Source organism: Pseudonocardia sp. DSM 110487 (assembly GCF_019468565.1).
Classification (GTDB): Bacteria; Actinomycetota; Actinomycetes; order Mycobacteriales; family Pseudonocardiaceae; genus Pseudonocardia.
Genome location: NZ_CP080521.1, coordinates 5,711,848 through 5,732,087, shown reverse-complemented (window position 1 = coordinate 5,732,087; position 20,240 = coordinate 5,711,848). Strand labels below are relative to the sequence as shown.

The 20,240-nt window shown below is 71.7% G+C and carries 20 protein-coding genes and 1 pseudogene; 12 read left to right on the top strand and 9 right to left on the bottom strand.

The window, feature by feature from the left end; genetic code table 11:
- Positions 1-23: 23 nt before the first annotated feature.
- Genes K1T35_RS26725 through K1T35_RS49070 form a run of 4 tightly spaced genes read right to left on the bottom strand, consistent with a single transcriptional unit; the run spans position 24 to position 3,158 of the window.
- Complete coding sequence (locus K1T35_RS26725; protein WP_220254574.1) at positions 24-965, bottom strand: VWA domain-containing protein; 942 nt, start codon at positions 963-965, stop codon at positions 24-26.
- Positions 962-1,915 carry a DUF58 domain-containing protein gene (locus tag K1T35_RS26720; protein ID WP_220254573.1) on the bottom strand — a complete coding sequence of 318 codons (954 nt, stop codon included), beginning with the start codon at positions 1,913-1,915 and terminating at the stop codon, positions 962-964. Before K1T35_RS26720 ends, K1T35_RS26725 begins: the two co-directional genes overlap by 4 nt.
- On the bottom strand, positions 1,912-2,937 hold the full coding sequence (locus K1T35_RS26715) for a MoxR family ATPase (protein ID WP_255620763.1): 1,026 nt from the start codon (positions 2,935-2,937) through the stop codon (positions 1,912-1,914). Before K1T35_RS26715 ends, K1T35_RS26720 begins: the two co-directional genes overlap by 4 nt.
- On the bottom strand, positions 2,934-3,158 hold the full coding sequence (locus K1T35_RS49070; RefSeq protein ID WP_255620762.1) for a hypothetical protein: 225 nt from the start codon (positions 3,156-3,158) through the stop codon (positions 2,934-2,936). Before K1T35_RS49070 ends, K1T35_RS26715 begins: the two co-directional genes overlap by 4 nt.
- Before the next feature lie 212 nt (positions 3,159-3,370).
- Between K1T35_RS49070 and K1T35_RS26710 the strand changes: the two genes are divergently transcribed.
- Together K1T35_RS26710 and K1T35_RS26705 are read left to right on the top strand one after the other, a co-directional pair.
- On the top strand, positions 3,371-4,063 hold the full coding sequence (locus tag K1T35_RS26710) for a response regulator transcription factor (protein ID WP_220254571.1): 693 nt from the start codon (positions 3,371-3,373) through the stop codon (positions 4,061-4,063).
- Positions 4,060-5,301: a cell wall metabolism sensor histidine kinase WalK gene (locus tag K1T35_RS26705; protein ID WP_220254570.1), complete on the top strand. Its 1,242-nt coding sequence runs from the start codon at positions 4,060-4,062 to the stop codon at positions 5,299-5,301. Before K1T35_RS26710 ends, K1T35_RS26705 begins: the two co-directional genes overlap by 4 nt.
- A gap of 39 nt (positions 5,302-5,340) precedes the next feature.
- Here K1T35_RS26705 and K1T35_RS26700 read toward each other — a convergent pair whose 3' ends face one another.
- Entirely contained in the window at positions 5,341-5,865 is a 525-nt protein-coding gene (locus tag K1T35_RS26700) for a CGNR zinc finger domain-containing protein (protein ID WP_255620761.1), read from the bottom strand.
- 66 nt (positions 5,866-5,931) lie between these two features.
- On the opposite strand from K1T35_RS26700, the gene K1T35_RS26695 reads away from it, so the two are divergent.
- The 3 genes from K1T35_RS26695 to K1T35_RS26685 all read left to right on the top strand — a co-directional run bounded on the left by K1T35_RS26695 (position 5,932) and on the right by K1T35_RS26685 (position 7,925).
- Positions 5,932-7,110: an MFS transporter gene (locus tag K1T35_RS26695; protein ID WP_220254568.1), complete on the top strand. Its 1,179-nt coding sequence runs from the start codon at positions 5,932-5,934 to the stop codon at positions 7,108-7,110.
- Positions 7,111-7,540: 430 nt separating this feature from the next.
- Positions 7,541-7,783 (top strand): hypothetical protein, encoded by a 243-nt coding sequence (locus K1T35_RS26690; protein ID WP_220254567.1) that lies wholly within the window; start codon positions 7,541-7,543, stop codon positions 7,781-7,783.
- Between the two features lie 4 nt (positions 7,784-7,787).
- Positions 7,788-7,925 (top strand): hypothetical protein, encoded by a 138-nt coding sequence (locus K1T35_RS26685; protein ID WP_220254566.1) that lies wholly within the window; start codon positions 7,788-7,790, stop codon positions 7,923-7,925.
- Between the two features lie 1,291 nt (positions 7,926-9,216).
- On the opposite strand, the pseudogene K1T35_RS26680 reads toward K1T35_RS26685, so the two are convergent.
- Together K1T35_RS26680 and K1T35_RS26670 are read right to left on the bottom strand one after the other, a co-directional pair.
- Positions 9,217-9,830: pseudogene (locus K1T35_RS26680) on the bottom strand (GH25 family lysozyme).
- A 137-nt stretch (positions 9,831-9,967) separates the two neighbouring features.
- The gene (locus K1T35_RS26670; protein ID WP_220254563.1) at positions 9,968-10,525 is read right to left on the bottom strand and encodes a dTDP-4-dehydrorhamnose 3,5-epimerase family protein; all 558 of its coding nucleotides are present in this window, start codon (positions 10,523-10,525) and stop codon (positions 9,968-9,970) included.
- A 115-nt stretch (positions 10,526-10,640) separates the two neighbouring features.
- Between K1T35_RS26670 and K1T35_RS26665 the strand changes: the two genes are divergently transcribed.
- The gene (locus K1T35_RS26665; RefSeq protein ID WP_220254562.1) at positions 10,641-11,771 is read left to right on the top strand and encodes a class I SAM-dependent methyltransferase; all 1,131 of its coding nucleotides are present in this window, start codon (positions 10,641-10,643) and stop codon (positions 11,769-11,771) included.
- 51 nt (positions 11,772-11,822) lie between these two features.
- On the opposite strand, the gene K1T35_RS26660 is transcribed toward K1T35_RS26665, so the two are convergent.
- The gene (locus K1T35_RS26660; protein WP_220254561.1) at positions 11,823-12,911 is read right to left on the bottom strand and encodes an acyltransferase; all 1,089 of its coding nucleotides are present in this window, start codon (positions 12,909-12,911) and stop codon (positions 11,823-11,825) included.
- Positions 12,912-13,095: 184 nt separating this feature from the next.
- On the opposite strand from K1T35_RS26660, the gene K1T35_RS26655 reads away from it, so the two are divergent.
- From K1T35_RS26655 to K1T35_RS26635, 5 genes are all read left to right on the top strand, one after another.
- Positions 13,096-13,629: a 2,4'-dihydroxyacetophenone dioxygenase family protein gene (locus K1T35_RS26655; protein WP_220254560.1), complete on the top strand. Its 534-nt coding sequence runs from the start codon at positions 13,096-13,098 to the stop codon at positions 13,627-13,629.
- The gene (locus K1T35_RS26650; protein WP_255620760.1) at positions 13,626-14,939 is read left to right on the top strand and encodes an MFS transporter; all 1,314 of its coding nucleotides are present in this window, start codon (positions 13,626-13,628) and stop codon (positions 14,937-14,939) included. The genes K1T35_RS26655 and K1T35_RS26650 overlap by 4 nt, the downstream gene beginning before the upstream one ends.
- 23 nt (positions 14,940-14,962) lie before the next feature.
- Positions 14,963-16,003, top strand: a complete 1,041-nt coding sequence (locus tag K1T35_RS26645; protein ID WP_220254559.1) for an alcohol dehydrogenase catalytic domain-containing protein — start codon at positions 14,963-14,965, stop codon at positions 16,001-16,003.
- Positions 15,997-16,725 carry an SDR family NAD(P)-dependent oxidoreductase gene (locus K1T35_RS26640; RefSeq protein ID WP_220254558.1) on the top strand — a complete coding sequence of 243 codons (729 nt, stop codon included), beginning with the start codon at positions 15,997-15,999 and terminating at the stop codon, positions 16,723-16,725. Before K1T35_RS26645 ends, K1T35_RS26640 begins: the two co-directional genes overlap by 7 nt.
- 66 nt (positions 16,726-16,791) lie before the next feature.
- Positions 16,792-17,733 (top strand): helix-turn-helix domain-containing protein, encoded by a 942-nt coding sequence (locus K1T35_RS26635; protein WP_220254557.1) that lies wholly within the window; start codon positions 16,792-16,794, stop codon positions 17,731-17,733.
- 136 nt (positions 17,734-17,869) lie between these two features.
- On the opposite strand, the gene K1T35_RS26630 is transcribed toward K1T35_RS26635, so the two are convergent.
- Positions 17,870-19,303 (bottom strand): Nramp family divalent metal transporter, encoded by a 1,434-nt coding sequence (locus K1T35_RS26630; RefSeq protein ID WP_220254556.1) that lies wholly within the window; start codon positions 19,301-19,303, stop codon positions 17,870-17,872.
- A 133-nt stretch (positions 19,304-19,436) separates the two neighbouring features.
- On the opposite strand from K1T35_RS26630, the gene K1T35_RS26625 reads away from it, so the two are divergent.
- Positions 19,437-20,237, top strand: a complete 801-nt coding sequence (locus K1T35_RS26625) for an alpha/beta hydrolase family protein (protein WP_220254555.1) — start codon at positions 19,437-19,439, stop codon at positions 20,235-20,237.
- The last annotated feature ends 3 nt before the right edge of the window (positions 20,238-20,240 follow it).

The following is a 20,240-nucleotide window of genomic DNA, read 5'->3' as shown; positions in this document are numbered from 1 at the left end:
GGGGAGGCTCCGAACTTGCGGTTTCACGGCAATCGGGAGAACCAGGCCAGCGAGCCGGCGGCCGCGGCGAAGGCGGTGAGCAGCGCCAACGCGAGCACGGCGCTCGTGACCTCGCGCTCCTCCGTGCGGAACCCGATCGACGAGCCGATGTCGGCGTACACGGCCTCCAGCTCGGCGGCGGTCTCGGCTCGGTAGGCGAGACCGCCGCTGCCTTCGGCGAGCCCTGCCAGCGCCTCGACGTCGGCGGGCACCCGCACGCTGTCGCCGTCGATGGTGGCGGTGCCGGTGGGAGTGCCGTAGGCGATGGTCGAAACCGGGACGCCCGCCGCGGCGGCCTCGGCGGCCGCGTCCGGGATCGGGGTGCCCGTGGTGTTGGCGCCGTCGGAGAGCAGGACGACCCTGGCCGGGGGAGGCGCGGCGCCGGCGTCCGAGCCGCGCACCGCGTCGAGCGAGGCGAGCACCGCGTCACCGATGGCGGTGCCGGGGCCGAGCGAGATCCGGTCGAACGCCGCCGTCACCGCGGCGCGGTCGGGCGTCGGCGGCACGGTCACCGCGCTCGTGCCGGAGAAGAGCACCAGACCCACCGGGAACGCCTCTGGCAGTTCCGCCACGAACTCCCGTGCCGCGGTCACCGCGGCGGCGATCCGGGACGGGGCGACGTCCTGGGCACCCATCGACATCGACACGTCCACGGCGACGACGATCGTGGCCCGCTCCCGCGGCACCTGGACCTCCATCACCGGCCGGGCCATGCCGAGCACGAGACCGGCGACCGTCAGCAGGAACGCGACGGCCGGCACGTGCCTGCGCCAGCCGGGCTCGCGCGGCATCACCCGCTCGAGCAGGGGGAGCGCCGCGAAGCGCACGGCGTAGCGGCTCCGGCGGCGCTGCACCACGACGTACGCGACGATCAGCACGGCGACCGCGGCCAGCAGCGCGAGCCACCCGGGGGCGAGAAACCTCATCGCACGCTCCTGCGGTGTCGGGCGGTGCGGCGGCGCACCGCGAGGAAGCGGGCCACGTCGCCGACCCAGTCGCGGTCGGTGCGCAGCACCACGTGGTCGGCGCCCGCCGTGCGCAGCGCGAACGCCGTGGCCGCGCGGTGCTCGGCCACGGCGCGTGCGTAGCGCTCGCGCAGCCTGCGGTCGCCCGTGCGCACCCGTGTCGTACGCCCTGACTCCGGGTCGACGAGGGTGAGCGGCCCGACGTCGGGGAGCACAGCCTCCCGCCGGTCGGTCACCTCCACGGCGACGACGTCGTGCCGCGCGGCGAGCCGCCGCAGCGGCACGACCCACGCCATGCGCTCGTCGGGGGTGCGCGGCAGCAGGTCCGACACCACCACCCGAAGCCCTGGCCTGCGCTGCTCGCGGTGCAGCCGCTCCAACGCGGTGGCGAGGTCGAGGCCGGGACCGGCCCCGTGCGGTGTGCGGGGCGCCGCGAGTAGTTCGCGCAGCAGGAGGCGCGCGGCCGGGCGCCCGGCGCGGGGCGGGAACGTGCGCGGGGCTGTCCCGCCGACGAGCCGGACGCCGAGCCGGTTGCCGGGCCGATCGGTGAGCGCGAGCACCGCGGCCACGACCGCGACGGCGAGATCGCGCTTCTCCATCACGGCCGTGCCGAAGTCCATGCTTGCCGAGGCGTCGACGAGCACCCAGGTCGTGAGGTCCGGCTCTGCGATGCTCGCGCGCACGTGGGGCTCGCCGACGCGGGCGGTGACGTTCCAGTCCATGCGCCGGACGTCGTCCTGCGCGGGCCGGTAGGGCCGCACCTCGCCGAGCTCGCTACCGGGTCCGGTGCGGCGGCCGATCCGGTCCCCGTTCAGGATGCCGTCGAGGCGGCGGCGGATCGCGAGCTCCTGGACGCGCAGCGCGCGCTCCGCCGCCGTGAAATCCGGCGCCGGGAAATCCGGAGCCGTCATGCGGCCGCGTCCTGGGCCGGGGTGACCCGCGGAGCGCGCACCGCGGCGAGGATCCGGTCCACCAGCGCCCGCGGCGGCACACCGTCGGCGAGGGCGTCGTAGGAGAGCACCAGCCGGTGGGCGAGCACGTCGGGTGCGACGTCGGTGATGTCGCCGGGCAGCACGTACCCGCGACCGCGCAGCAGGGCGAGCGCCCGTGCCGCGGCGACGAGGCCGAGTGTGGCGCGCGGGCTGACGCCGAACTGCAGGGCCGCCGCGACGTCCGGCAGGCCGTACCCGGCGGGGTCGCGGGTGGCGAGCACGAGGCGCACGGCGTACTCGGCGCTGGCGTGATGCACGAACACCCGGTCGGCCGCGCGCTGGAGCGCGGTGACGCGATCCGGGTCGAGCACCCGGGTCGGTACCGGCGGGTCGACGCCCATCCGCGCGAGGATCGTGAGCTCCTCGACACCCGACGGGTAGCCCATGTCGATTTTGAGGAGGAAGCGGTCGCGCTGCGCCTCCGGCAGCTCGTAGACGCCGTCGGACTCGATCGGGTTCTGCGTGGCCAGCACGAGGAACGGCGAAGGGAGCGGGTGGCTCTTGCCGCCGAGCGTCACCTGCCGCTCCGCCATGGCCTCGAGCAGCGCCGACTGCACCTTCGCCGGGGCCCGGTTGATCTCGTCGGCGAGGACGACGGTCGCGAAGACCGGCCCCAGCTCGACGTCGAACGTCTCGGTCGACGGGCGCCAGATCCGGGTGCCGACGATGTCGCCGGGCACGAGGTCGGGCGTGAACTGCAGGCGGGAGAACGTCCCGCCGGACACGGTGGCCAGGGTGCGCACCGCCAGCGTCTTGGCGATCCCCGGCACGCCCTCGAGGAGGCAGTGGCCCCGCGCGAGCAGGGCCACCACCATCCGCTCGAGCGCGTGGTCCTGCCCGACCACCACGCGCTTGACCTCGAACAGCGCCTTCTCGAGCAGTGCTGTTTCGCGCAATGCTGTTTCGTGGAGCGCGAACTCCGCCGAGGTCGTCTCGCTCACAGCCGGATCGCGGAAGCGTTCACCGCGCCGGTGGAACCCTCCGGGCAGTCGCGGTCGGGCACGTTCTGCGCCGGACGCAGGCCGGCGGGCCCGCCCTGCTCCACCGAGACGCTGCTCGAGGGAGCGGTGGGCGCCGAGGGCGCCGCGAGCGCCACGCCGCCGAGGACGAGCGCGCCGGCGGTGAGCACTCCGGCGAGGACGATGCGTGCGGTTCGGGACATGTTCTCTGACCTCCATAGCACCTCGGTTGGTGCCGGCCCGTCCCGCGCTGGGGGGATGCGCGGAGCGGGCCGGCCGGGTACCGGTGGTGAGGGGCGACCCACCGGCTGGGTACCAGGAGAGCAAGCCGGGGCGAAAACGCCGGGAAGCCGGAGCGAAAGCCGACCGAAAAGGGCGGGTCTGCGCACCGGGGGAACTCGCTACCGTCACGGTCATGCGGCTGCTGGTGATCGAGGACGCGCAGGATCTGGCGAGCGCGTTGCGGGTGGGGCTCGGCCGGGCCGGCTACGCGGTGGACATCGCGCTCACCGGCGCGGACGCCGCAGCAAAGCTCGGGGTGAACGCCTATGACCTGCTCGTGCTCGACCTCAACCTGCCCGACATCGACGGCTTCACGCTCTGCCGTGGGGTGCGCGACGGCAGCATCGCCGGACCGAGCGGCCCCGAGCTCCGGATCCTCATGCTCACCGCCCGCGGCGAGCTCACCGACCGGGTTCGTGGGCTCGACGAGGGCGCCGACGACTACCTCGTGAAGCCGTTCGCCCTCGCCGAGCTGTTGGCGCGGGCGCGGGCCCTCCTGCGCCGCGACAACGGCGGCGGCACGGCCATCCTCACCGTCGGCGACCTGTCCCTCGACGACGGGCGCAGCACCGCCACCCGCGGCGACCGCGAGCTGCCGCTCACCCGCAAGGAGTTCGCCGTGCTGCGCTACCTGATGCACCGGCCGGGGCACGTCGTGTCGGCCGAGGAGCTGCTCGAACACGTCTGGGACGAGAACACCGACCCGTTCACCCAGACCGTGCGCGTCACCGTCGGCACGCTGCGGCGCAAGCTCACCGGCGACGGCGAGCAACCGCTGATCGAGACCGTGATCGGGCGCGGGTACCGGCTGCGGGAGATCGGATGAGACGCCCCGCCTGGGCGCAGACGATCCGGTTCCGGCTCGCCGCCACCTACTCGCTCGTGCTGTTCGCGCTGGCCGCGCTCGTGCTCGTCGCCGTCTACGCGGTGGTGTCGCAGAGCGTCGACGCCGCGCCGCTCAACCCGATCACCGTCCAGAAGGTGAAGGAGGTTGGCGGAGAGCTCGTGCTGAAGGACGGCGAGCAGTTCCAGGCCGCCGACCTCGCCAGCGTGCAGGAGGCGGTCAACCACAAGGCGCTCGAGCTCATGCGCGACGCCTCCGCCGGGGCGCTCGGCGGATTGCTGATCGCGAGCTTCGGGGTGGGCTGGTGGCTCTCCGGGCGAGTGCTGCGCCCGGTCAAGCGGGTCACGGCGGCGGCGAGGGAGATCAGCGCCACCGATCTCTCCCGGCGCATCGCCCTTGACGGCCCGCGCGACGAGCTGCGCGACCTCGCCGACACCGTCGACGACATGCTCAGCAGGCTGGACCGTGCGTTCGCCGCGCAGCGCCAGATGATCGACGACGCCTCCCACGAGCTGCGCAACCCACTGGCCATCATCCAGATCAACCTCGACGCCGTGCTGTCCCGTGACGACGTCGACACGGCCGAGCGGCAGCGGGCCAGCACCGTCACGGCGCGGGCGACCCAGCGGATGGGCAGCCTCATCGAGGACCTGCTCGCGGCGGCCCGCAGGGCGGCGCCCGCGTTCACCGACGCCGACGTCGACCTCGGGCAGGTCGCCGACGAGGCGGCCGACGCGTTCGCGCTGCTCGCCGACAGCGACGGCCTCCGCGTGGAACGCCGCCCCACGCCGGGCCTCGGCGTGATCGGCGACGCCGAGGCGCTGCGCCGGGCCGTGGACAACCTGCTGTCCAACGCCGTGCGGGTGTCCCCGCAGGGGGAGGAGATCGTGCTCGCCACCGGCCGCCACGGCGGCTGGGCCTGGCTGGCTGTGCGCGACCACGGCCCCGGCATCTCAGTCGAGCACCAGGAGCGGGTGTTCGACCGGTTCTGGCGAGGGCCGGACGGCACCCGCCGTCGTGACCGGGGCACCGGCCTCGGGCTCGCGATCGTCCGGCAGGTCGTGGAGAGCCACGGCGGCACCGTCGCCGTCCACAGCGCGCCGGGCGAGGGCGCCACGTTCGTGCTCTGGCTCCCGATGCGCGGGGCCGGGGTCACCGAGCGGACGCCCCGGCCGCCATCCGTGGACCCGCTGGCCGCCGGCTCCGCGGTGCCGTCCTGACCCCGGTGGTCGAGTAGCGCCGGCCCCCCGGGGCCGGCCCTACTCGACCACCGGGGTTCCGGCCCGGCGGCGGGCGCGGTGGGCGGCGACGTTGACGCGGTTGCCGCACACCTCCGGCACGCAGTAGCGGCGGCGGCCGGCGCGGCTGGTGTCGACGAACATGCCGTCGCAGGTCGGGGCGGCGCAGTGGCGGAACCGGTCGGGCCCCAGCGCACGGAGCACACCGAGCAGCGCCGTGCCTGCGAGTAGGGCGAGCACGTCGGCCAGCGCCGCCCCGGGTCGGGCGCGGACCTGCCACTGCCAGTGGCCGTCGGGGTCCGGGCGTAGCTCCAGGCCGCCGGCCGCTGTGGTGAGCGCGGCGGCGCGCGTCGGGTCGGGTTCCTCCAGCAGTGCGCGCAGCGCCTGCCGCAGGTCGCGCACGGCGGCGAGGTCGGCGGCGGTGGGGGTGCCCGGGTGCAGGTCGTGGTCGGCGAGGAAGCGGGCGAGCGCATCCGGGTCGGGGAGGGTGTCGCCGGTGCTCAGCATGACCTCTGGGGCCGTGTTGACGAGGTCGGTCGTCAACATGGCACCCGCCCGGTAATCGTCTAGTTGGACTTGCATCCCTTACAAGCCTCCCCTATCGTGTAATGGATGAACCGATCCTACACCCCTGTACGGGTCCGTCCCGGTGTGGTGCTGGTCGGGCTGCTGGCACTGGCGCTGAACCTGCGCACCGCACTGGCCGGATACCCGCCCCTCATCGACGCCGTCCGCGCCGATCTCGGCTTCTCCGCGGGTACGGCGGGGTTCGTGCAGACCGGAGCGGTGCTCATGATGGCGGTCGGCTCGCTCGCGGGCCCTGCGGTCGCGCGGCGCGGGGGAGCGGAGCGCGCGCTCGTCGGGGCGGTCGGGCTGGTGGCGCTCGGCAGCCTCGTGCGCGGTGAGCCCGACGCCGTGCCGCTGGTGGCCGGAAGCCTCCTGATCGGTTTCGGCATCGGCGTGGCGGGCGTGCTGCTCACCGGCGTGGTGAAGGAGCACCTCGCAGACCATGCCGGGGCGGTCACCGGCGCGTACGTCGTCGCGATGGTGATCCCCTCCACCGTGGCGAGCGTGGTCGCGGTCCCGCTCGCCACGGCGGTCGGTGGGTGGTCACTCGCGCTGGCCGTATGGGCGGTGCCTGCGGTGCTCGCCATCGCGGCGTGGGTTCCGGTGGCTCGCGCGGTCGAGCCTCCCGCGCCTGCCGAGCGCACCCGCCTTCCGTGGCGCGACCGCTTCGCCCGGCTCGCCGCGGCCCACCAGTCCACGGCCTCGCTGCTCGTCTACGGCTGGATGACGTGGCTCGCCCCCTACCTCACGAGCCAGGGCTGGAGCCCGCGCGACGCGGGGTTGGTGCTGGGCGTGTGGGCCGCCGCGCAGGTGCCGGGCGCACTGGCGATTCCGGCGCTGGCCGAGCGCACCGGGCGCTGGCGGTTCTGGTCGGGCGTCGCGTCCGCCAGCACCGCGATCGGCACGCTCGGCCTGTTGCTCGCACCGCTGGCGCCGATCGTCGGGCCGTGGCTGTGGGCGGCGCTGCTCGGAATCGGCGGCGCCAACTTCGCGCTCGGGCTCACTGTGATCGCTTGGCGCACCCCTGATGCCGCGGCGAGCGCTGCCACGAGCGGGATGGCCCTCGGCGTCGGCTACACCGTCGCCGGTATCGGGCCGTTCGTCATGGGCGTGCTGATCGACCTGACCGCCGGTTACACCGCGGCGATCGCGGTGCTGCTCGCCGCTGTGGCGGTGCAGGCGAGCGCGATCATCCGCATCGGCGACGCGACCCGCACCGGCTGACGGCTCGTCGGTGGACGTGGGCTGTGCACACGCGAGGTCGGATCGGTTAGCGTCGTAGGTACGGGTAGCCCGCGCCCGGGGCCTTCGCGCTCCGGACGTTTCCGAGTGCGCGGGCCGTGCAGATGCCGCACCAGTTCACCGAACTGACACCTACCACCCTGAATGGCCGCAACCACATCGAGGTGTCCCTCCCGTTGTGGGAGATCGATTGCTGCGCGCCCATCCCTGTCGTGGGCGAGCTCGCGAGCTGGGCCCTGACGTTCAGCAGCCGATCGGCCGGGTCGCTGGAGCAGTTCGACCGCGATCGTGCATGGCAGGTGGAGCACCGCGGCTGCTCGACGTGGCTGCTCGACGCGCGGTATCCGCGCAATGGTGCGTGCGCAACGGCCCGCCGCCGGAGCCCGGCCGCGCGGTTGTGCGGGGCAGCCTCGTGGGCACCGTGCACGAAGCCGCCCCGAGGGTCACAGGGACCGTCCAACGCATCCGGTTGGCGACCGAGTACCAGCGGCTCGCCGGCCCGGACACACTCGAGTCGGTCCCGGGAACCCTCACCGTCTTCGACGTCGCTCGAGCCGCGAAATCGCTGATATTCGGCGATGGCAGAGAGCCGTTCACGCCAGGAAGGGAGCAACTGCGGACCGTTGCCGTACTGCTGGATCTGACCGTGCCATGACCCCGTGTCAAGGCCCGACCGGCTCAAGAAGTTCCGGGACCTGGCCACCCGCTACGCCAAACGCGCCGCCTACTACCGCGCCGAGATCATCATCGCCTCAATCGTGTTGTGGCTGCGCACTGGCCTACAGGGCACGGCCTAGTACTGCAGCCGGACTTCGTGATCATTCCTCTGATCGCAGGGCTCGAGCCGCATCTCGGTACGGCGGAGCTGCCGGCGCAACCCGTGTCGGTCGACGCAGCCCGTCGCAGGTCAGACACCCCGTCGACCGGGCGCGCCGCCTGAGAACGAGCGCGCCGGGCCACACACGGTCCGGGTCGGGCCGGTCGGCGAGTCTGTGATCATCAGGCTTGGCGCCTTTCCCGACGCGAGGTGTCGGGTTTCGCGCCGAGCCGCTGATCAGCGCCTGGGTCGCGGGTGCGTTCCGCGGAACGCCTCCCCTGGGGGTGCGGCCGGGTGCCGGACGCTTTCATGGGCGCGCCGTACCCGGCACCGGATAGCCCCCTGGCCTCACCCACCAGCCGAGGGCTGCCGGCGTGTTCTCACCGGTTCACCTCAACTCCCTTCGCCTTGCGGGTGGCCGGGTTGGGTGCACTACCGATTAGTGGGGTTGTGTGGGCGGCCGTCCCCGACGCGGGGGCACGCCCGTCCTCGACGAGACCACCGCGATTTGGGTGCAACGCATCTGGCTGTGGTCCCGTCCTCGCCCCCTGGCCACCCCTGGAATCTGGGGTGTGATCAGCGAAATCGGGACCTGGGCTGCACCCCGGCAGCCGGTGTGTTCTGACCGGGGAGAGACCCCTGCAGTTGGTGTCCCATTCCTGCTGATCATGGATCTGTGCGTGGGGCCCTGTCCGTGGGGTGGTCTGGCCGTGATCATCCAGGGGAGGGGCAGGGGTGTGGAGGGTCGGGACCACAGCCAGTCGCGTGGCACCCGGCAGGACGGTCTCGTCGAAACGGGCCTGTGCCCGCGTCGGGGACGGCCGCCCACACAACCCCACTAATCGGTAGTGCACCCAACCCAGCCACCCGCAAAGCGAAGGAGTGCGAGGCAGCCGGCGGACACCCACGCGAAGCCCGGACCACGAGGCGGGCGCCGGGCGGCCACGGCCGGGAACGGCGCGCCCACCGGCAGATGCCCGACCAGACCGACCCCGATGGACCGACCCGATCGCACCCCGACCGCCAGGCGCCCGGACCGGCGGCGGGCAAGATCCGAACTATCGGGTGCCTATGGCTGCTCTCACGACCATGAGCACCCGAAACTTCAGATCATGGACGCGAAGATCACAAGTAGCGGGTGCTCATGGTTATCGCCACAGCCATAGCGACCCGATATCTCGGATCATGGGCGCGGCCACCACCGAACGGGACCCAGCAGCAGCGCCGAACAGCCATGATCACAAATCCGGCTGTAGGACTAGTCGAGACCACTAGCGAAGCGTCATCGACTCCAGTTCCGCGCGGGTGCCCGCGAAGGCGTTCATGTCGATGTAGGGCTCGATGCCGTCGTACCCGTCGAGCCGGTCGCGAGGGGAGTACTGCCAGAACGTCCAGTCGCGCCCGTCCGACAGGCTCGGCGGCAGGGCGATCGACCGGATCCAGATCTTCAGCTGGGGATACCGCCCCGCGACGTAGCGGTCGTACGCCTCCCCGGTGACGTAGAGGACGGGGCTCGTGCCGTAGTGCCTCGCGATGCCGGCATCGAGGTCGTCGAGGATGCCGCGGACCTGCTCCGGCGCCGGTGGATCGGCGACGTGAGACCCGTAGAACTCGAGGTCGATGACCGGCGGGAGGGTTCCGGGCGTGGCCGGCACGTGCGTGGCGAGCTGCTCGGCCTGGGTGCTGCCGGAACTCTCGAAGTTCATGAAGTGGTACGCGCCGACGAGCAGCCCGGCCTCTCCCGCGCGCCGCCAGTTCTCCGTGAACCGCGGATCGACGTGGACGAGCCCTCGGTCGCCTTGATCCACGCGAAGTCGATGCTCTGGCTCGCGAGCTTCTCCCAGTCGATCTCGCCCTGGTAGTGGGCGACGTCGACACCCTTCACCTCGTACCCGGCGGCGAAGATGCGGTTGGGCCAGACGATCCCGTGGAACACGAGGACCGCGAGGGCGCCGACGACCACGAACAGGGACGCCGCCGCCCACCGCCACCTCGCGGGGCGGCCCGCCGCGGCGCGCACGGTCAGCGTCCGACCGCGGCGTCCAGCATCCGGGTGAGGTCGGTCCACGAGCGCCCGGCCTTGTCCTTCTCGCTCATCACCGACACCGGCAGCGGCCAGTCGATCGCGAGGTCCGGGTCGTCGTAGCGGACGGTGACGTCCTCGGCGGGGTCGTGTGGGGCGTCGATGCGGTAGCAGGTGTCGGCCTCGGTGAGCGCCTGGAAGCCGTGCAGGCAGCCGCGCGGGATGTAGATGCTCGTCATGTTCTCGTCGTCGAGCCGGAACGACTCGACGCGGCCCAGCGTCGGTGAGTCGGCCCGCGCGTCCACGACGACGTCGAAGATGGCGCCCCGCGCGCAGCGCACCAGTTTCGCCTCGCCGCGCCCGACCCGGCCGTGGAGCCCGCGCAGCCCGGCGCGTACCGTGCGCGACTGGGAGTCCTGCAGGAACGCGTGCGGGTCCACGCCAGCGCCTCGCGCCACGTCGGCGTCGAAGGTGCGGCTGAACCAGCCGCGTTCGTCGCGGTGCGGCGACGGCTCGAACACCAGGAGGCCGGCGATCCCGGTCTCGCGGACGTGCATGCTGCCTCCACCGGCGTTGTTCGTGACACGGTTCGAAGTGCCTGGGTGACGTCCCCGGCCTTCGGGCCGACCTTACAGCCGTGCCTTTTCCGCGCCGGACCGATCCGGGAGACCGATGGTGATCGCCAGCCCTGCCTGCCGTTCCTGCCACCGCACCGACGGAGACATCGTCCTCGACCTCGGCGAGCAGCCCTCGTCCGAACTGTTCCCGAAGATCGACGATCCCGGCCCCGACGAGCTGTTCCCGCTGCGGATGTGGCTGTGCGCGGGCTGCGGGCTGGCCCAGCTGGCCGACGACGCCGACGTTCCGGAGGAGGTTGCGGGCGCCGAGCCCGCGGCGCTCACCGCCCAGCGGGGTGACGCCGTGCGCGAGCTCGTGGCGGCGGGCGCACTCCCGGACGGCGGCACCGCCGCCGAGTTCCCCAGCCCGCACGGCGGCACGTGGCTGGACCTGCTGGCCGGGCACGGTTTCACCGCGGTGCCCCGCGAGGGCGGCGAATTCACCGGCGCCGACCTGGTGATCGACGGCTGCTTCGGGGTGATGCACGAGCGTGACCAGGACACGGCCCTGCTGGAGCGCACCGCGGCGGTGCGGCCGGGCGGCCGTCTCGTGGTGCAGTTCCACTCGCTGCACGCGATCGTGGCCGGCGCGCAGTGGAACGCGCTGCGGCTGGGCCACTACGCCTACTACTCCACCCCCGCCATGATCGGGATGCTGGGGCGGGCCGGGTTCACCGTCACCTCCGCCCGCCGGTTCCCCCTCTACGGGGGCACGATCGCGCTGGTGGCCGGCCGCACGTCCGAGTCGCCAGCCGTGGACACGGCCGCGGTCGACGCCGTGGTCGCGCCCGAGCTCGCCGCGGGCATGCTGCGGCCCGGCAAGGTGGGTGGCCTGCAGCACTCGGTGCGGCGCACGGCCGGGTCGCTGCGGGAGATGCTCGTCGCGCAGCGGGCAGCGGGGCGGCGGGTGTACGGGTACGCGGCGGCTTCACGTGCGGTGTCGCTGCTACGCCTCGCCGACCTCGACGCGGGCCTCCTGCGCGGTGTCGCCGACGCCTCGCCGGGCAAGCAGGAGCGGCGCATGCCCGGTACCGACATCCCGATCATCCCGCCGGAGGAGCTCGTCGCGGCCGAGCCGGACGTCGTGCTCGTGTTCGTCTCCGAGCTCGTGGCCGAGGCGAAGGCGGCGCTGCCCGAGATCGAGCGCCGCGGCGGCACCTGGGTGGACGCCGGCGCGGGCCGCTGACGCCCCTCCGGGGTCGTGAGTGGATACGCGAGCCATAGCGCGCGTATCCACTCACGACCGCCGGAGGCGGTCCGGGGTGGGTGCGAGCGCCGTCACGAGGTGCTCGGCGAGGCGGTCGGGCAGCGGGCTGTCCTTGTGGCGCAGGGCCGGTCGCTCCACCAGATACCAGGACGCCGCTGCGGGCAGCAGCGCGAGCGCGATCGAGGCCGGCACGAACACCGCCGCGGGAGCGGTGCCCAGCGCGGTCAGCACCAGGATCTGCTGCAGTGGCCAGTGGTAGATGTAGATGCCGTACGACAGGTCCGCGCGCATCCGCCACGCGAAGCGCGTGCCGAGCCACAGGCAGAGGTAGCCGAACGGCACCGCGCCCAGCACCCGGTAGTCGTCGAACAGCGCCAGGCTCACCAGGAACAGGCCCACCGCGCCTGCCGCCAGGTCGCCGCGCAGCGGGATGCGGTCGGCGTACAGGTACGCGGCGGCACCCAGCAGGAACATCAGGACGAGCCGGATCACCCGGTCGTTGAGCAGTACCGGGAGCCCGGCCTCCTGCATCGCCGTGAGCGCGAGGAGCACGGCGGCGGCCACCGGCACGAGCGCCGGCCTGCGGCGCAGCAGCCCGAGCGCGCCGAGCACACCGACGATCGCGTAGCAGAACGCCTCGAACACGAGCGTCCACAACGCCCCGTTGAAGCTGTTCTCCTTCGGCAGGTCGGCGAGGATGCCGGCGATGTCGAAGTGGACGATCAGCAGGCCGGCGTTCTGGAACACGAAGTTCCACGCCGACGGCGTTCCGGTGAATGCCTGCAGCGGTGACATGCCCTGCAGCACGGCCGCGACCGGCGCCGCGACGAACGCGACCACGACGAGGCACACCCAGAAGCCGGGCATGATCCGCAGGAACCGGTGCCATGCGAAGCGCGGGAACGACTCCAGCCGCAACCAGCTGCGCGTGACCAGGAATCCGCTGAGGACGAAGAACCCGTCGACGGCGAAGTCGCCGATCCCCGACTGACCGATCCGCGGCTGCGCACCGGCGTGGGCGGAGATGCCGTGGCCGAGCGCCACGAGCACGGCGAACAGCACCCGCAGCGCGTCGAAGCCGTTGCGCCGCGGGTCGAAGCGGGCCTGCAGGGTCGGCATGGGTCCTTCCGGTCGCAGTGCGGTGGGCGACACCCACACTGCGACCGGATCGCTGAACCGACGCTGAGAGCGTCCGGATTAGGCAAAGGGCGTGTCCGGTGCGAGGAAGACGAGCGGTTCGGCCCTCGGCTTGACTCCGCGTGGGATGCCGACCGCCGCCCAGCTCACCGAAGGAGTCGAGCACATGCCGAACGAACCGGGCACCGAGTTCTGGCGTGACCTGAAGCCGATCGCGAACGCGCTGAAGCCGGACGCGCAGCCGGAGGTCTTCCACCAGTTCGCCCCCGTCGACGACGAGCGCTACTACGCGCCGTTGAGCCCGACCGTCGGCTCCCGGCCGTTGTGGATCTCGCCCCGGGACAACCGGTGGGCGGACGTGCTGTGGGCCCGCTCGGCCGGCCTGGTGAACCGGCACTACCACCCGCACGAGGTGTTCGCCTACACGATCAGCGGCAACTGGGGCTACCTCGAGCAGCCCTGGACCGCCACGGCGGGCTCGTTCGTCTACGAGACCCCGGGAGAGGGCCACACGCTCGTCGCGTACGAGTCGGAGGAGCCGATGCGCTGCTTCTTCGTCGTGAAGGGCCCGCTGGTCTGGCTGGACGAGGACGGGAACGGCAACGGCTACTTCGACGTGCACGACTACCTCGCACTGTGCCGCGAGCACTACGACGAGGTGGGCATCGGCGCCGACTACATCGACGGGCTCATCCGATGACGGCCGAGGAGCCGGTGATCGCCATGCAGAAGGGGACGACGGACACCGCGGACTATCAGCCGCCGCCGCGTGGCGGCCACTACGAGAACGTCCTGCTGGCGGTGCTGTTCAGCACCTTCGGATTCGTGTTCTTCGACCGGCTCGCGCTGAACTTCCTGACCCCGTTCTTCAAGGACGAGCTCGGGCTGAACAACGCCCAGGTCGGCCTGCTCGGCGGTGTCCCGGCCCTCACCTGGGCCATCGCGGGCATCTCGATCGGGTTCCTGTCGGACCGGATCGACCGGCGCAAGCCATTGCTGCTCGGGGCCATCGTGATGTTCACGCTCTTCTCGGCGCTGTCGGGAATCGTGGGCGGCCTCGCGAGCCTGTTGCTGTTCCGCGCGTTGATGGGGGCGGCCGAGGGCGCCGTGCTGCCGCTGTCGCAGCCGATGATGCTGCATTCGTCGACCCCGCATCGGCGCGGCCTGAACATGGGCCTCCTGCAGGGGTCGTCCGCGGGACTGCTCGGCGGGATCGTCGGGCCGATCGTGACGGTGTGGCTCGCGGAGTCGTTCGGCTGGCGGACCGCGTTCTACGCCACCGTGATCCCCGGGCTGATCATGGCGGTACTCGTGCTCAGGCTCGTGCGCGACCTGCGGCTGCGCCATCCGGCAACCGCCGCGATGGACGCCGACGTGCCGGACATCCGGGTGGCCGGTGGCCGCCTGGCGGCGCTGCGCAGCCGGAACGTGCTGGTGTGTCTGATCATCGCCGTGTTCTACCTGACGTGGTTCACGACGACGCAGACGTTCACGCCGCTCTACCTCGCGGAGGTGAAGGGCTTCGGGCCCGGTGAGCTCGGCTTCGTGCTGAGCGGCGTCGGCGTCGCGTGGGTCTTGTGGGGTGCGCTGGTTCCCGGCATCTCGGACCGGATCGGCCGCAGATCCGCGATGATCGTGTTCTCGCTGCTGGCCGCACTGTCGCCGCTGGCGATCATCGCTATCGCCTCACCGGCGCTGTTGTTCGCCGCGCTCGTCGTCACCTACACCGGCCTGGGCTGCTTCACGCTGTTCATGGCCACCATTCCCGCGGAGACGGTTCCGCGCGGGGTCATGGCCACGGCGCTCGGCCTGATCATGGGCACCGGTGAGATCGTCGGAGGCTTCGTGGCGCCGTCGCTCGCGGGAGTCCTGTCCGACAGCTTCGGGCTCGGTGCCTCGATGCTCGTCTCGTCCGGCGCTGCGGTCGTCGTCGTGCTGCTCAGCCTCCTGCTGGTGGAAACGGCACCGGCGGTGCTGGAACGGCGTGCGCGGCGGGGTGCGACCGCGTGAGCCGCCCGTCGCGGACTCGGGCCGTGCGATGGCACGGTCCGGGTGATGTCCGGCTGGAGACCGTCGAGCTCCCGTCGCCGGCCCCCGATGAGGTACTGGTGGCCGTCGCCTACTGCGGGGTGTGCGGGAGCGATCTGCACGAGGTGAAGGACGGCCCGCACGGGATCCCGGTCTCGCGGCCGCACCCGATCTCGGGAGCAGTGGCGCCGTTGACACTGGGCCACGAGTTCTCGGGCACGGTTGTCGCGGTCGGCGCGGCCGCGGATGTCGCGGTTGGTACCCCGGTGGCCGTGGAGCCCAACTACAGGTGCGGGAGGTGCGTCGCGTGCGGGGAGGGCCGCTACGAGGTGTGCGACGGCTTCGGTTTCGCGGGTCTGATGGGCGACGGAGGGCTCGCGGAGTACGTCCTGGTGCCCGCCTACATGGTGCATCCCCTGCCGGACGGCACGGATCTCGCCGCCGCCGCGGTGCTGGAGCCCGCGGCAGTGGCGCTTCACGCGGTGCGGCGCTCGACCGTCGACGCGGGGTCGTCGGCGCTCGTGGTGGGGCTGGGTCCGGTGGGGATCCTCGTGTGCGCGATGCTGCGGGAAGCCGGTGTGGAGCTCGTGGTCGGCATCGATCCGGTGCCGGCGCGTCGGGAGCTCGCCGTCCGGTTCGGCGCATCCACGGTGCTCGGTCCGGACGAGGACGTGGTGTCCACGGTCCGCAGGCTGTCCGGCGGCGTGCACGTGGCCTTCGAGGTCGTCGGGGCCCAGGCCGCGTTCGACCAGGCGCTGGCCTGCCTGAGGCCTGGCGGTGAGCTGATGCTGCTCGGCCTGGCCGACCGGTTGTGCGTGCCGGCGCTGGACATGGTCAACGCCGAGCTGCGGATCTCGACCAGCGTCGGTTACCGGGACTGCCACGACGAGCTGATCGGACTGCTGGCGGGAGGCCGGCTCGATCTGGGCGCACTCGTCACGGATGTGGTGGCGCTGGCCGACGCCCCGGCGGCGCTGTTGCGGATGGCGACCGAAGGCGGCCGCGGGGTCAAGACGCTTGTGCGCTGCGGCGGGGAGGCATGTTGAGCTGGCAGCCGGGCCTGTTTGCAGGCAAGACCGTGGTGGTCACGGGTGGCACGTCCGGAATCGGAGCTGCGGCCGCGGTGCGATTCGCCCGGCTCGGCGCGACCGTGCACGCGCTGGGTCTGGCCGCGGACGGCCCGCATGCTCCGCATCACGAGGGCGTGACGGTCACCGAGGTCGACGTGACCGACGATGCGGCGTTCCGCGCGGCGATCGCCGTCCTGCCCGCGCTCGACGTGCTGTTCTGCTGCGCCGGAATCAGCCGGGACCGTAGTGAGTACGACCTCGACGACTTCGCCGGAGTCATCGCGGTCAACCTCGTAGCCACGATGCGCGCCGCCGAGGCCGCGCGCCCCTTGCTCGCCCGGACCGGCGGCAGCATCGTGACGACGGCGTCCATGTACAGCTTCTTCGGAGCCGCTGACCGGCCGGCGTACAGCGCCAGCAAGGGCGGCGTCGTACAGCTGACCAGGTCGCTGGCCGCCGAGTACGCAAAAGAAGGGATCCGGGTCAACTCGGTGGCTCCCGGCTGGATCGACACCCCGCTGTCGCAGGGCCTGCAGGCCGACGCCACCGCGAGCGCGACGATCCTCGGCCGGATGCCGTTCGGTCGCTGGGGCAGCCCCGACGACGTCGCCGAGGTCGTGGTGTTCCTGGCTTCTCCCGCGGCGTCCTACGTGACCGGGGTGGTGCTGCCCGTCGACGGAGGCTATCTGACCACCTGAAACCCTCCCGGGGCGAAGCGGCGTCGGGTAGGGTCGCCGGGCGCGAGAACGGCCAATGGAGGTGTCGTGCCCCTACCCGTGGTGGTGTCGTCGGCGTCCACCTCGGTGGTCGAGCCAGCGGACAGGGTGGCCTTCTGGGAGCAGCACAACGCCGACGCTCTCGTGGGTCTCACCTGCTCGACCTACGCTCCGGAGGGCTTGGTCGCGAAGGAGCTCAACCTCGATCTGGGCGGGTACCGGTTGGCCGACATCGCGGGCAACGCCCACGTGATCGAGCGGGCGCCCACGACGGTCCGGCAGTTCCCCAAGGACGCCACCTTCGCCTCGCTGCTTCTCGAAGGAGATGCGTTCTTCTACCAGGCCGGGGAGTGCGTGCCGCTCGTCGCGGGCGACGTCGTGGTCTACGACACCGACCAGCCCTACCTGTTCGGCTTCGGGTCCGGGATGCGTCAGTTGCTGCTCGACGTTCCGCGGGCGCTGTGGGTGGAGCGGTGCGGCCGGGTCGATCTCGGGCGGCCGCTGCGGATCGCCGGTTCCGGTCCGGGGTCTGCCGCGCTGGTGGCGCGGACGTTGCGCACCACGTTGTCACGGACGGTGGAGGATGTGGCCACCTACTCGGAGGGCATGTCCGACCAGATACTCGACCTCCTGCAGATGATGACGACGGGGAGCGGGACCGTCGTGAGCACCAGTCGGCTGATGGCGGCCAAGATGTTCGTGGCGGAGCATCTGACCGACCCTTCACTGTGCACGGAGCAGGTCGCCCGCGCCGTGGGGGTGACCTCCCGCCATCTCAACCGGGCCTTCGCGGCCGAGGGCACGACGGTGTCGCAGTACGTCCACGACCGGCGGCTCGACGGCGCCCGGGCCGATCTCACGTCTCCCCACATGGCGGAGCACCGCATCGCCGACATCGCCAGCCGCTGGGCGTTCGCTTCGCAGGCACATTTCACCCGCGCGTTCCGTGCGCGCTTCGGTTGCACACCGACGCAGGTGCGCCAGACCTGACACGTGAGATCGACCGCCGCGAGATCAACCGCTCACGAGATCAACCGATGATGCCGACCGCCCACATGAGGGCGAGCAGCACCATCCAGATCGCGAGCGCCACCACAATGCGCAGCCACAGCCGTTTGAGCACGGATCATCCGATGCTGACGCCGAGGCTGTCGAGGACGAGTAGCACCGACAGGAACCCGAAGAAGAGGAACGAGACGGCCAGCACCGCCAGCCGCACGCCTCCGATCTGCAGTTCCTTCGGCAACGCCTTGCGGTTGAGCTGGATCAGCAGTGCGGAGTAGATGAACATCTGCACGCCCGCGATCGAGGACGAGATCACGAGCAGCAGGAAGGGCTGGCTGACACCCGAGAGCAGGATCACCGAGCCCACGATGATCATCAGCCAGACGGTGGTGGCGTAGATCCTGCTCTCGGTCCAGACCGTGCTGTCCTTCAGCGCGTTGATCTTGAGCTGGTCGGCGATCAGGCGGCTGGTGTAGTCGAGGATCCCGAGGTTGGTCGAGAACAGGGTGATGACCGCGGTGAACCAGAAGGCGGTGCCGAACCACGGTGCCACGGTCTCCTGGAGGGCCTGTCCCTCGAGACGCAGGAAGGCGAGGTTCTGCTCCGTCACCTGGCCGACCGGAAGCGTCGAGTACGCCAGCACCGCCATGATGACGAGCGACAGGAGCCCGACGAGGAAGAAGGTGATGAACTGCTCCCAGTTGGCGACCCTCCACCAGCCGCGCCACCGCCGCATGTTCTCGGCGTCGGTCGGGAACATGTACCCGAGTGAGGGCTTCGCCTCCTCGTGCCCTGTGATGGGGGAGACGATCTTGGGCATGTGCTTGCCCATCCCCATGCCCTTGTCCCGGATGTAGTTGCTCTGCACGAGGTTGTTCGCACCGCCCGCGCCGGCGAATGCCAGCGCGCCGAGGAGCAGCGCGATGTCCAGCCCGGCCTGCCCGACCGGGAAGCCGACGCCGTCGGTGAAGAGCGCGCCCCAGGCCTCGCCCGTCGTGGCCACCGGGATCGCGACGATGACGAAGAGCATGATCAGTGCGACCAGCACGAACTGGATCTTCTCGACCGTCTGGTAGACAACGGGGGAGAGGGTGAGCGTGATGCCGATGGCAACGAGCGCCGCGATGGTGATCGGAACGATCGGTGCGCCCTCGCCCATTCCGAGCACGAATGTCAGCGCGGTGGATGCGCCGGTCGCCCAGCCGGGCCAGAAGTTCTGGCAGAGCGCGAAGATGATGAACAGCCACCACCACGGCTTCCAGAACCGGGCGAAGCCGGTGATCGCGGTCTCCCCGGTGGCGAGCGTGTAGCGCTCGATCTCCATGTTGAGGAAGAACTGGATCGCGAACCCGACGACCGCGGCCCACATGAAGATGAAGCCGACCTGCGTGGTGATGTAGGGCCAGAGGACGATCTCCCCGGACCCGATGGCGGTGGCCAGGATGATGACGCTCGCCCCGGAGACCTTCCGCAGCGGCACCGGTTCCGGCAGGTCCCTGAACTCGACCGGTGGCAGGTACTTGCTCGGAAGTGATGTACGGCTCTGGTCGGCCACCGCGCCTCCTTGCGCGTCGAGGGGGTGGTCGCGACCGCCCCCTGGTCACCCGTCCGTGAGTGGGCTAGATCGCAACAGTCGCGGTAAGCGCTGTCAAGTGCTGGCCGGAGCCGCGACCGGCAGGATCACCGATGTGGCACACCTGCGATGCGACTTCTTCTCCGACGTGCTGGGCCTCTCCACGTCGATGACCGTGCTGCTGCCGCAGCGGACCACGACCCAGATCGGCATGGCGGGCGGTGGGGACGACGGGCCGCCGCCCGTGCTCTACCTGTTGCACGGCCTCTCCGACGACGACACGATCTGGGTCCGGCGTACGTCGATCGAGCGCTACGTCGCGCCGCTCGGCCTCGCGGTGGTGATGCCGCAGGTGCACCGCAGCTTCTACGCCGACCAGGCCTACGGCGGCCGCTACTGGACCTTCCTGTCCGAGGAGCTGCCCGCGCTGGTCGGGGACTTCTTCCGGGTTTCGCCCCTGCGCGAGGACACGTTCGTGGCCGGTCTGTCGATGGGCGGCTACGGCGCGTTCCGCTGGGCGCTGCGGCACCCGGAGCGGTTCGCGGCGGCGGCCGGCCTGTCCGGCGCGCTCGACCTCGCGGCGCGCCGCAGGCCGCGCCCCGAGGACCCGCGCCTGTTCGAGCGCGTGTTCGGCGACGAGGACGTCGCCGGGAGTCCGCACGACCTCCACACGCTGCTGCGGGCGGCCGACCCGGCCGCGCTGCCCCCGCTGTACCTGTGCTGCGGCACCGAGGATCCGCTGCTCGGCGAGAACGAGGCGTTCCGGGACACCTGCGCGGGCGCCGGGGTGCCGCTGCGCTCCGAGTTCTCACCGGGCGCCCACGACTGGGCCTACTGGGACGCTCGGATCCAGGACGTCCTGGACTGGCTGCCGCTGCGCACGCGGCGACGAACCGATGCCGGCGTCGGCGGGTGAGCC

Coding starts and splice junctions, on each gene's coding strand:
- K1T35_RS26725 (WP_220254574.1), bottom strand. CDS start 965: ATGAGGTTTCTCGCCCCCGGGTGGCTCGCGCTGCTGGCCGCGGTCGCC.
- K1T35_RS26720 (WP_220254573.1), bottom strand. CDS start 1,915: ATGACGGCTCCGGATTTCCCGGCGCCGGATTTCACGGCGGCGGAGCGC.
- K1T35_RS49070 (WP_255620762.1), bottom strand. CDS start 3,158: ATGTCCCGAACCGCACGCATCGTCCTCGCCGGAGTGCTCACCGCCGGC.
- K1T35_RS26710 (WP_220254571.1), top strand. CDS start 3,371: ATGCGGCTGCTGGTGATCGAGGACGCGCAGGATCTGGCGAGCGCGTTG.
- K1T35_RS26705 (WP_220254570.1), top strand. CDS start 4,060: ATGAGACGCCCCGCCTGGGCGCAGACGATCCGGTTCCGGCTCGCCGCC.
- K1T35_RS26700 (WP_255620761.1), bottom strand. CDS start 5,865: ATGTTGACGACCGACCTCGTCAACACGGCCCCAGAGGTCATGCTGAGC.
- K1T35_RS26695 (WP_220254568.1), top strand. CDS start 5,932: ATGAACCGATCCTACACCCCTGTACGGGTCCGTCCCGGTGTGGTGCTG.
- K1T35_RS26670 (WP_220254563.1), bottom strand. CDS start 10,525: ATGCACGTCCGCGAGACCGGGATCGCCGGCCTCCTGGTGTTCGAGCCG.
- K1T35_RS26665 (WP_220254562.1), top strand. CDS start 10,641: ATGGTGATCGCCAGCCCTGCCTGCCGTTCCTGCCACCGCACCGACGGA.
- K1T35_RS26660 (WP_220254561.1), bottom strand. CDS start 12,911: ATGCCGACCCTGCAGGCCCGCTTCGACCCGCGGCGCAACGGCTTCGAC.
- K1T35_RS26655 (WP_220254560.1), top strand. CDS start 13,096: ATGCCGAACGAACCGGGCACCGAGTTCTGGCGTGACCTGAAGCCGATC.
- K1T35_RS26650 (WP_255620760.1), top strand. CDS start 13,626: ATGACGGCCGAGGAGCCGGTGATCGCCATGCAGAAGGGGACGACGGAC.
- K1T35_RS26640 (WP_220254558.1), top strand. CDS start 15,997: ATGTTGAGCTGGCAGCCGGGCCTGTTTGCAGGCAAGACCGTGGTGGTC.